At 31.8% G+C, this 12083-nt stretch carries 9 protein-coding genes; 7 read left to right on the top strand and 2 right to left on the bottom strand.

All coding sequences use genetic code 11. From position 1 onward, the window contains the following. Positions 1–113: 113 nt before the first annotated feature. Entirely contained in the window at positions 114–911 is a 798-nt protein-coding gene (locus AC5LAX_RS04240; RefSeq protein WP_117585745.1) for a glucosaminidase domain-containing protein, read from the bottom strand. 33 nt (positions 912–944) lie between these two features. Then, entirely contained in the window at positions 945–2246 is a 1302-nt protein-coding gene (locus tag AC5LAX_RS04235) for an NCS2 family permease (protein WP_018999982.1), read from the bottom strand. Positions 2247–2417: 171 nt separating this feature from the next. Between AC5LAX_RS04235 and AC5LAX_RS04230 the strand changes: the two genes are divergently transcribed. The 7 genes from AC5LAX_RS04230 to pfkA all read left to right on the top strand — a co-directional run bounded on the left by AC5LAX_RS04230 (position 2418) and on the right by pfkA (position 11964). Then, the gene (locus AC5LAX_RS04230; RefSeq protein WP_117464386.1) at positions 2418–3038 is read left to right on the top strand and encodes a hypothetical protein; all 621 of its coding nucleotides are present in this window, start codon (positions 2418–2420) and stop codon (positions 3036–3038) included. Positions 3039–3069: 31 nt separating this feature from the next. Beyond that, positions 3070–4710, top strand: a complete 1641-nt coding sequence (locus tag AC5LAX_RS04225; protein ID WP_115151008.1) for a DUF4127 family protein — start codon at positions 3070–3072, stop codon at positions 4708–4710. Between the two features lie 143 nt (positions 4711–4853). Further along, positions 4854–6449 carry a DUF4127 family protein gene (locus tag AC5LAX_RS04220; protein WP_493263639.1) on the top strand — a complete coding sequence of 532 codons (1596 nt, stop codon included), beginning with the start codon at positions 4854–4856 and terminating at the stop codon, positions 6447–6449. 121 nt (positions 6450–6570) lie between these two features. Beyond that, on the top strand, positions 6571–6945 hold the full coding sequence (locus AC5LAX_RS04215) for a YkvA family protein (RefSeq protein ID WP_015562886.1): 375 nt from the start codon (positions 6571–6573) through the stop codon (positions 6943–6945). Positions 6946–6970: 25 nt separating this feature from the next. Beyond that, complete coding sequence (locus AC5LAX_RS04210; RefSeq protein WP_288909069.1) at positions 6971–9343, top strand: DNA topoisomerase 3; 2373 nt, start codon at positions 6971–6973, stop codon at positions 9341–9343. A 238-nt stretch (positions 9344–9581) separates the two neighbouring features. Continuing rightward, a complete protein-coding gene (locus tag AC5LAX_RS04205) occupies positions 9582–10904 on the top strand; it encodes a hemolysin family protein (protein ID WP_115151011.1) in 1323 nt (440 codons plus the stop codon). A gap of 97 nt (positions 10905–11001) precedes the next feature. After that, positions 11002–11964, top strand: coding sequence for a 6-phosphofructokinase (gene pfkA / locus AC5LAX_RS04200; protein ID WP_018999976.1), 963 nt, complete (start codon positions 11002–11004; stop codon positions 11962–11964). Positions 11965–12083 lie beyond the last annotated feature (119 nt).

The raw sequence follows: 12083 nt of genomic DNA, 5'->3' as shown, positions 1-12083 counted from the left end.
TTTAAATTCATTTGAGTATTTAGTCATAAAAAAACTGCACCTCCAAAAGTTGTTTTGTGTCCAACTTTTGGGGTGCAGTTCAATCTTCAAGTATATATTTCAACTCTTTTTATTTATTCTTCTGTAATATTATCTAAAATTTGTAGAATTTCTTGTCCGTAATTATTTCCAGGAACTGCCCAACGACCATTTAAACCAGGCCATGTATCAATTGTTGATGTAGAATAAACGGCACGAACTAAGGAATAACGTGGGTCTACTACATCTTCACGAGGAGGTCTAACGGAAGCATAAGCCAATAAATGTTGGATATGAGCTCTAACACCAATACGAGCTGTTTCAAAATAAGCACCTTTTACAGTAGCACTTGTTGTACCTAGACCGCAATAATTATTTTGGTCAGGTGTTACTGTACCACCATATCTAAAAAATCCTGTTTCTTTTAAAGCTTGAGCAAAAGCTGCATCAGGACGAATTCCTTCTTTACCAGCTTCTTCATAATAATAATTAACTAATTCTTCAGCAGAAACTGTAATTTTAGGATTGGGGTTATTTTTGAGCAAGTAATTTACGCATTGTTCACGAGTCGCAATAGCTGAACCCATGATAGAAGAACTGCCATAATTTACTACTTTATCTTGTTCTTTTTTATCAGAGTCGCCTTTTAAAATAGCAGCGATTTTTTCTGATACAGAGTGATTAGATGTTTCTTTTTTATCAAAAGTATTACCATCATTATCAGTTTTTAAAGCAATAACAGCACTTGTTTCGCGTTGTTGATGTTGACTTAAGCCCTTTAAAGTATAATTATTTTGCATAGGAGTCATACTAGCTTGACTAGGAAAACCAATACTGATACAAGCTGCGATAATTAAAGAACTACCAAGAATTTTATATTTGCGAAAAAACATAGAAGATAAAGGACCTCCTTAAGTATCAAATTTTTAATTGCTTAAGACTACAAATTGGATAATAAACAAAAGCATAAATACATAAAGTAGAGGATGAACTTGTTTAATTTTTCCAGAGAATATTTTTATTAAGCAATAAGAGATAATACCGATACCAACAGCATCAGTGATACTGTAAGATAATGGCATCATTAGAAAAATCAAGAAAGCAGGAAAAGCTTCTTGCATATCATCCCAATTTATACGAGATAAACTGCTCATCATATAAAAACCAACAATAATTAATGCTGGTGCAGTAACTGCTGGAACAGTGGATAAAACTTTAGCAATTGGAGCTGTAAAAAGCATTAAGAGGAATAATAAAGCAATGATGACGTTTACAAAACCAGTACGACCACCACTAGCTACACCAGAACCAGATTCAACATAAGCAGATGTTGGGCTTGTACCAAAAATAGAACCAACAAGGCTAGCGATAGAATCTGCCAAAAGAGCACTTTTTACATTAGGAAAAGTATCATTTTTCATCAATCCTGCTTGTTTGGCAATACCAAGCATAGTACCAGTAGTGTCAAATAAAGTAACAATGAAAAATGTAAAAATTATAGTATAAAGATTATGAGAAATAGCTCCCATGATATCCATTTGCATAAATGTATTACCGAGTTCAGGTGTACTGAAAATAGTATCAGGTAAGCTGATATAACCAAAAAGAAAAGATAATATAGAGGTAATAATCATGCCTAAAAACAAAGCACCACGTACATTATTTACCACTAAAATAATGCTTATAAATAAACCGATAAGTGACATATAAGTTACAGGGTCAGTAAAATTACCAAGAGTAACTAGGGTAGCTGGAGAAGCTACAATAATATGAGCACTTTGAAGACCGACAAAACTGATAAATAAACCGATACCAGCACTGATGCCTTCTTTCATTGAAGCTGGTATAGCATTGATGACAGCTTGACGAAATGATGTCAATGAAAGGATTAAAAAGATTAAAGCGGAAATAAATACAGCACCTAAAGCTTCTTGCCAAGGAATTCCCATAGAAATTACTACAACAAAACTAAAGTAAGCATTCATTGCAAGTCCAGGAGCAATCGCTATAGGGTAGTTAGCAAAAATCCCCATGAATAAGCAACCGACAATAGTTGCAATTATTGTGGCAAAAAATACACCATTAAAATCCATACCTGTCTGGCTTAGAACACTAGGATTTAAGATGATGATATATGCCATAGTTAAAAAGGTAGTAAAACCAGCAAGGGTTTCAGTAAAATAAGAAGTTTTTCGTTCTTCAAATTTAAAATATTCTTTTATTGACATGACAAAACCTTTCTGAGATTTATTTTGTATACTATCATATAATACCATAATTGTGAAAAAATTTTTAGTATAAATTTAATAATAATAGTTATTATCTTTAAATTGAATATTAAATATGATATCATTATATAGTTAGATAGTTATTTGTATATTGAAGAAAGGAGAAATATAGTGAAAAGATATCTTTTTATTTTAGTATTAAGCTTAATGACTGTTATTAGTTTTCCAATAAATAATTCTTTTGCGGCGACAGAACCGTTATCTGAAGAAGTTTTTCAGTGGGTACAGGCAACACCTCGTTCTAGTTATTATTTTAATAAAGATGCTATGACCTATGAAATTGGAGCAGATGGCTATGCCGACACGAATATTTTAATTGTACCAACAGTAAGACTTTTTGATAATATGCAAATTCAAGATGTGATAATGAAAAGACAATGGAGAAATTTAAGCACATATAGATTTGATGAATTATCTGGTGTAGCAGAATATTTGCGAATAAATATAAAAGATAAAACAGTAGAATATACAGAATGTGTATATTTAGACCAAGGATATAACTCTTTGTATGTTAATTATGAAAGACCAACTCAAAATATGAATACAATGAGTGTAAAAGATGTAGATTATAATTTTTATCAAGCTATATTAGATTATGAAAAAGAACATAGAAAAGAGCTTTTAACAAAAATTATTGATCAGGTGAAACCTGAAGATTTAAAAGCTGCAGGAATAACTTTAACTAAAGAGCAAAAAAAGAATATGAAAGAAAATAAAAAGCAGAGAAGATAATACGCTATTTGGCAGTGGAGAGGTGTAAACTTTGTATTCTAGGAGTTGGAAAAAACTAGTTTTAGGAATTTGTTTAGTTGTTTGTTTAGTAAATATTTTTAATGTAGAAAAAGTATTTGCTAAAGATGAGAAAAAAGTAATTTTGTATGTGCCTCAAGATGATAGACCGATATCTTCCGATCAAACAGCACAAGTAATCCGTTCTATGGGTTATACTGTAGAGATGCCACCAAAAGATTTATTAGGTGATAGAGATAAAGCTGGCAGACCAGAAGAAATTAATCGTTGGTTAGTGGAAAATGGTGGTAAAGATAAAGTAGCAGTAATATCTTCTGATGCTATGATTTATGGAAGCTTAGTAGCTTCAAGAAAACATCATATACCAAAAGATTTATTGTTAAGACGTGTAAAAAATATAGAAAAGTTGCATGATACGCACCCTAAGATGCCTATATATGTATTTTCTTCTATTATGAGAACGCCAAAAGATGGAGCTTCTTCAGGAACAGAAGAGCCAGAATACTATGTAAAATATGGACAAGCTATAGCTAATTATACAAAAATTGATAATGCTGATACTTCAGGATTAAATGAAAGTTATCAAGTAGCCCTAAGAGAGGGTGTGCCCGAGGCAGCTTTAAAAGATTGGCTTTCCCGTCGCAGAACAAATGTGGAAGTCAATAAACAATTGATAAATTTAGTTAAAAATAATGATGTAGTGTATATGGCAACAGGAAAAGATGATAATTCTAAATTATCCCAGACTCATAGAGAAAGTAATGAGCTGAGAGAATATGCAAATAGTTTAGGATTAAAAAATAATCGTTTCCAAGTTTTGACTGGTTTAGATGAAGTTGGGCTTTTAGTTTTGACTAGAGCTGTTAATGAATTAGAAAATTATAAGCCATATGTTTATATAAAATATGCTTCTGGTTATGGCGGAGCAACTGTGCCAACATATTCAGATGAGTCTATAGATAATACACTTACAAGTCAAATAACGGCTATCGGTGGTATTAGAACATATGATTTGAAAAAAGCTGATTTAGTAATGTTTATAAATACTAATCGCAGTGGCTGGACATATGATGCTAATACGCCAGTAAATACGCTTCAACCAAGATATAATACAATGGATTTTGTTGAAGATATAGAAAGCTTTGTCAATGCAGGCTATCATGTGGCTGTAGGTGATATTGCTTTTGCTAATGGAGCAGACAATGCTTTGATGAAACAATTACAAGATAGAGATTTATTAGATAAATTATATGGATATGCTGGTTGGAATACAGCAACTAATAGCACTGGTTTTGCATTAGGCATGGGAATTGTAGGCAATCAGATAAGCCAAGATAAACGCAATGAATTATTATTGACTAGATATCTAGATGATTGGGTATATCAAGCAAATGTTCGTCAAAGTGTGAACTCTTACTTAAATTTATTGCCAGGTAGTGGTGATTATTTAACTATAGGAGATACAAAAAGACCATATATTGAAGAATATGGTACAAAATTAATGCGTTCTTTTGTAAGTGATAATTTAAATTTATTTAATGAAGCAGTAAATGTTTCAATAACAATGCCATGGAATAGAATTTTTGAAGCTAATTTCGATGTTTCTGGTAATAAATTAAATGAAACAGTATTGAAAAAGCATTTAAAATATTAAATTAAAAAGCCTGCATATTATTTTGCAGGCTTTTCTAGTATGATTGAAATTATGATATAATTTATTATGATTAAGATATTTATAATTAATGAGGTGATAAAGTGCAGTTTAAATATTTAAAACAACTATTATGTCTTTTTTTGATGATGATAGTAGTTTATGTACCGAATGTTGTTTTTGCTAGTTTAAATAAAACTATTATTTTTGTACCCCATGATAATAGACCGATTTCTTTTAAGCAGACAGCAGATAATATTCGTGATTTAGGATATGAAGTATTGACACCACCAGAAGAACTCTTAGGTAATAGAGAAGATCCTTATGCAAAACCAGAGGAGTTATCTAAATGGGTGATAGAAAATGCAAAAAAAGCTGATGCAGCAGTAATATCTTCAGACTCTATGGTTTATGGTAGTCTTGTTGCTTCAAGAAAACATAATTTAAGTGAAGATGTTGTTTTAGCTAGAGTGCATAATTTTGAAAAGATACATCAAGCAAATCCAAATATGAAATTATATGTATTTGGCTCAATTATGAGAACACCTCAAACAAGTGAAGCGTCAGGTAGTGAAGATGCAAATTATTATGCTCAATATGGTACAGATATTGCGCGTTATACTGCATTGACTGATAAATTAGAACAAGATGGACTAACACATAAAGAAAGAAAACAGTTACAGCAATATGAACAAAAAATACCAAAAGCAGCTTTAGATGATTGGCTTTCTCGTAGACAAGGTAATTTTTTAGTAAGTAAGAATTTAATTGATTTAGCTAGAAATGATGTAATTACTTATTTAGCATTAGGTTGTGATGATAATGCTAAATATTCACAGACAAATAAAGAACGCCGTGCGCTTGATAATTATGGCAGTGATTTAGGTGAATTGAAATATCAATCAGTAGCTGGAATTGATGAAATTGGTTATGTTTTATTGACTAGAGCAGTGAATAATTTACAAGGTGATATTCCATTTGTGAGTGTTCATTATGCTAAAGGTACAGGAGAAAATACGATACCTGCATATTCTAATGAGCCAATTAAAAATTCTATAGCGACTCATATCAAAATGGCTGGTGGTATGAAAGTCAATAGCGATAAAAGAGCAGATTTAGTATTCATGGTTAATACTAATTTTGACGGTACAACCGGTGCAGCTAATGATTTAAATAATGTATATATACCAAATGAAAATATCATAGATTTTGTCAATATGGTCGATGAAGCTGTACAGGCTAATAAAAAAGTAGGTATTGGCGATATCACATTTGGCAATGGCTCTGATAATGCTTTAATGTTTAGTTTATATGGTAAAAATTTATTGGATAAATTAAATGCTTATTCAGGTTGGAATACACCTACAAATAGTACAGGTTATGCTTTGGCTATGGGCATGGGAGCAAATTATACAGATAGAGTGGGCATTTTAAAAATGCTTGAAGTCCGCTATTTAGATGATTGGCTCTATCAAGCAAATATCAGACAAGCTGTAGCAAATAGATTAAACTCCATGCCTGGTGAAGGCGATTATGGTAATACAAAAACTAGAACTTTACCAGCAGAAAAATTAGCTACAGAAGCTTTACAGAAAATGATAGCTGATTATGGCTTAGAAAAATTTGAAGGTCAATCCTATGTGGCTGATGCACAAATAAGATTTCCATGGCAACGTATGTTTGAAGCAGATATAATTTTCCCTGAAGAAAAAGTATCTGTAGAAGAAAAATTAGAAAAATAAATTATAGTTCACATAAAGCTCTATATTAAGTATAATAATTAATATTTAATATAGAGTTTTTATTTTATAGATGATATTTTGATTTAATTTATAAGTTTATTTTTATTAAGGAGAATTTTAAATGTTTACACGAATTATATCGTTTATCAGTTCAAGTAGAAGAGATATTTTAATTTTATTTACAGCTTTATTTAATAGAAATACACCTAAGATGATAAAGACAATGACAATTGTAGCGTTTTTATATCTTATAAGTCCTATTGATTTTTTACCAGATATGATACCGGGACTGGGATTATTAGATGATGCAGTAGTTGTGCCGGGAATTTTATATGCAATGCTTCAGATGTTACCTGCTTCTGTCAGAGCAAAATCAGAAGCACAGGCAGATTATTTAGGGCCGAAAATGCCTTGGCTTTTAGCTATTTGTGGAATTTTTCTTATAGCATGGACTATATTTGTTTTTGTAGCGATTTATAATTTTATTTTTAATTAATTCAAGTAATTTAGGAGATGAAATTATGCGTTTATATATAGCTGAAAAACCAAGTATGGGAGCAGAGATTGCGAAATGTTTGACAGGTCCTGTGCAAAGAAAAGATGGATATTTAATAACTAAAGATGGAATTGTAACATGGGCTTTTGGTCATATTTTGCGTCAAGCTGAGCCTGAAGAATACAATGCTAAATATAAAAATTGGAAAGTTGAAGACTTACCGATTATACCCAAACAGTGGAAGATGATTATAGATGAGTCTTGCAAAAAGCAATTTGGTATTATTAAAAATCTTATTGATAAAGCTGATGAAATAGTTCATGCAGGTGACCCTGATAGAGAAGGGCAATTATTGATTGATGAAGTTCTAGATTATTTAAATTGTCAAAAGCCTGTAAAGCGAATTTTATTAAATGCCTTAGATGAGGAAAGCATAAAAAAAGCTAATAAAGATTTGCGAGATAATCGAGATTTTTTAAATTTAAAAAAATCTGCTTTAGCTAGAGCAAGAGCAGATTGGCTTATCGGTATGAATTTGTCTAGGGCATATACTTTGGCAGCAAGAAGAGCAGGAAAAAAAGGGGTATTTGCTGTAGGTAGGGTAAAAACGCCAACACTTGCTTTAGTTGTTCGTAGAGAACGCGAATTAAAAGATTTTAAACCAGTGGATTATTTCACGATAAAAGCGATATTTGCTCATCAAAATGGTGAATTTAGTGCCACATGGAAGCCTAAAGATACACAGGCAGGACTAGATTTTGAAAATCGTTTAATTGATGAAAATATAGCTAAAGCTTTAATCGGCAAATTTGCCAAAAAAACAGAAGCGGGAAAAATAACAGCTTATCAAAAAGCACAGAAAAAAGAAGCACAAAGACTGCCATTTTCTTTATCTAGTTTGCAAGTTTTGGCAGGTAAAAAATATGGATATGACCCGCAATTAGTATTAGATACTGCACAAAAATTATATGAGAAAAAATTGACGACATATCCACGTTCTGATTGTGAATATTTACCACAAAGCCAATTTGGTGATGCTAAAATTATTTTGCAGAATTTATATAATATCAATGAAAAGCAATTGGCTAATTGGGCAAAAAAATGTGATTTAAAAACGAAAAGTAGAGCATGGAATGATAAAAAAATCACAGCTCATCATGCGATTATTCCAACAAAGGTAAAAGTAAATTTAATGAGTTTGACCACAGAAGAAAGAAATATTTATTTTTTAATAGCTCAAGCATATATAGCACAATTTTATCCAGTTCATATTTATGACCAGACTAAAATCAGCATAGAATATATGCAAGAATTGTTTGTAACAAGTGGTAGAGTCGTAAAACAGATGGGCTGGAAAGAATTATATGTGCAAAATAATAAAGAAAAATCTTTAAATGAAGATGATAAAAAAGAAGATAATGAGGAAAAAGAAGAACAAAATTCATTGCCACTTATGAAAAAAGGTGATGAAGTAGAATATGTAAAAGGTGAATATGATAAAAAATCCACAAAACCACCAACTCGCTTTACAAGTTCGACACTACTTGCAGGTATGAAAGATATTCATAAATATGTAAAAGATGTAGAAGTTAAGAAAAAATTAAAAGATATTTATGGTATTGGCACAGAAGCTACAAGAGCGACTATTATCGAAGATTTAGTAAAGAGAAATTTTTTACAGCTTGAAGGTAAAAAGAAATATTTAGTGCCAACACAGTCGGCGTATATTTTAATTGATGCACTGCCAGATGAAATGACATATCCAGACTCTACTGCTGTTTGGGAAGATTATCTTCATTCTTTATCTGAAGGTCAGGGAACAATTGAAGAATTTTTAGCTAAACAGGCAGAATTTACGCAGAATTTATGTATTAAAGCAACAAAGACAGTTTTGGTACAAGAGCATGAATATAAATGCCCTAGATGTAATCAAGGTATTTTAGTAAAACGCAAAGGGAAAAATGGTGAATTTTGGGGCTGTTCTAACTTTCCTAATTGTCGCATGACTTGTAATGATGTAGATGGCAAGCCAGATATAGAAAAAACGAAATTTAATTTCAATAATTATCAACAAATGAATTATAATAATAGTGATAAAAATTATATAAAATCTGGGCAAAATGAGATATTTCAGCAAGATAATCAATTGATTTCAGCTTGGGATTTAATCGCTAGAGAAAATACGAAAAAAATGAATTTTGCTCCTAAAGAAAAATTTTCAGCAATGCCTATAGAGAAAAATAAAAATACTAAAGCTACATCAAAATATTTATGTACACGTTGTAAAGAAGGAAATTTACGCAGAATTCGCGGTAAAAATGGTTGGTTTTGGGCATGTTCAAATTATCCTCATTGTACAGCTACTTATGATGATAATAATGGAATTCCTGTATTATAAAAAGCTTAAAATACGTTGAACTAGTATATGAATTTTTAAATCTATTTAAAGAATTTTTATTAACTATACTAAAATGTAAATTAAAAGTAAGTACAACGTAAAAATATTCAGATAAAGAAAAAGTTGAAAAATAACTTATGATTTTATATAATTATACTAGATTTAAATTTATACAATATAGGAGGTGAATTACCTGTTTCAATGTTAGTATAAATGAATTGATGCAGGTAATTAATTATTGGAGCTAGTTGAAGTTCTGTTGAAATTAATTTTAGTAGTATTTTTAGTGTTTATGAATGGTTTTTTCGTGGCGGCGGAATTTGCCCTTGTAAAAATTCGTTCTTCTCGTTTGGAAACGCTTTTACAAGAAGGTAATACACGAGCTAAATATGCCAAAAAGCTCACAGACCATTTAGATGCATCTTTATCAGTAACACAGTTAGGGATAACGCTTGCGTCTCTTGGTTTAGGTTGGGTTGGTGAGCCAGCTGTTGCAGCTTTATTAGTACCCGTTGTGCAGTTCTTTGGCTTTGGTGAAGATTTTGCTCATTCTATAGCACTTGTGGTAGGTTTCTCTCTCATTACAGCAATGCATATCATTTTAGGTGAATTAGCACCAAAATCTATGGCTATTCAAAAAGCAGAAACTGTAACACTTAATATTTCTATACCAATGCTTATTTTCCACAAGATTATGTGGCCGGCTGTATGGATTTTAAACCATGTAGCTAACTGGGTAATAATTCGCCTTGGTTTTGAAGTGGCAAGTGAAGGTGAAGAAGCTCATAGTGAAGAAGAAATTCGCTTATTGATGGAAGAAAGTCATAAACATGGATATATTGATAAAACAGAATTGACTTTTGTAGATAATGTATTTGATTTATCTAATCTTACAGTTAGAGAGATTATGATTCCTCGAACAGATATGATTTGTTTGTATTTAGAAGACTCTTTTGATGAAAATGTAAAAAAAGCGTTGAATGAACAGATGACAAGATATCCTGTTTGTATTGAGGATAAAGATAATATAGTAGGATTTTTGCATATAAAAGATTTATTAAATCCATTGTATGCGCGTAAGAATATTGATATTAGGTCATTATTAAGAGAAGTTACTGTAGTACCAGAATCTATGCCAGTGCGTAATTTGTTAAAACTTATGCAAGGAAAACGTTTACAATTAGCTATTGTTGTAGATGAATATGGCGGTACAGCTGGTATGGTTACTTTAGAAGACATTGTTGAGGAAATTGTTGGTGAAATTCAAGATGAATTTGACGAAGAAAGACCAACAGTAGAAAAACGTACAGAGAAATTATATTCCCTTGATGCGAAAATGTTACTTGATGATGTAAATGAAATGTTTGGCACTAATATTGAAGAAGAAAATATAGATACTATCGGTGGTTGGCTTTCTACACAAGTAGATACTCCTCCGCGTGTAGGTCAAAAAGCTAATTTCGGCGATGATGAATTCTTTGTCGAAGAAGTAGATAGAGTTCGTATTACGCGCGTATTAGTAAAATTAAATCATACTGTAGATGGAAATACAGATATTTAAAAAGTTGCGAATATGTTTATATTTTAGTATAAGCATTTCTATATAGTTAATAATATGCATTATATTGTATATCAAAGAAGAAAAGGGGTAATTTGATATGTTAAAATCTATTGCAATCATGACTAGTGGTGGAGATAGCCCAGGAATGAATGCTGCAGCTCGTGCGGTAGTTCGTACAGCTCTTTATGAAGGAGTAAAAGTATTTGGTATCTATGATGGATACAAAGGTATGCTTGAAGATCGTATCGTAGAATTAAATTCTCAAAGCGTTAGTGATATTATCCAACGTGGTGGTACTTTCTTAGGTACAGCTCGTTGCCCAGAATTCAAACAAGAAGAAACTCGTAAAGAAGCTCTTAAAATTCTTCAAAGCCATGGCATTGAAGGTTTAGTTATTATCGGTGGTGATGGTAGCTTAACTGGTGGTTCTTTATTAAGCGATTTAGGTATGCCAATCGTTGGTCTTCCTGGTACTATCGATAATGATGTTTGGGGCTCTGATTATACTATCGGTGCTGATACTGCATTAAACACTATCTTAGATGCAATCAATAAACTTCGTGATACAGCATCTGCTCATCGTCGTATCATCGTTCTTGAAGTTATGGGTCGTAAATGTGGCTGGCTTGCTATGATGGCAGGTATCGCTGGTGGTGCAGAATATGTTCTTGTTCCAGAAGTTAAATATGACCTTAACAAAATTTGTGATGAACTCAAAACATCTTATGACAATGGTCGCCGTTATAGCATCGTTGTTGTTGCTGAAGGTGTAGGCAGTGCTGTAGATATCGGTAAAGAAATCGGTGAAAAAACTGGTATCGATACTCGTGTAACTGTATTAGGTCACGTTCAACGTGGTGGTTCTCCAACAGCTGAAGACCGTGTAAAAGCTAGTATGTTAGGTGAAAAAGCTGCTTTAGCACTTCTCAATGGTCAGTCTAATATCGTATTTGGTATCAACGAAGGTAAAGTTGTAGCTATTGACCTTCATGATTCTGTAAATAACAATAAAACATTAGACCCAGAATTAGTACGCTTAGCACGTGTATTATCTAAATAATAATTTAGGCTAAAAATAAAAGCATTAAAGTTTGGATGATATGCACCCAAAATATTGGACATATTAATTAAGCTACTAATTGAGACTTAGTTCTGTATTCTACGGGACTAAGTCCTTTT

This window comes from Megamonas sp. (genome assembly GCF_986095205.1).
The sequence above is the reverse complement of the archived record's forward strand: the minus strand, read 5'-3'. Positions and strand labels throughout refer to the sequence as shown.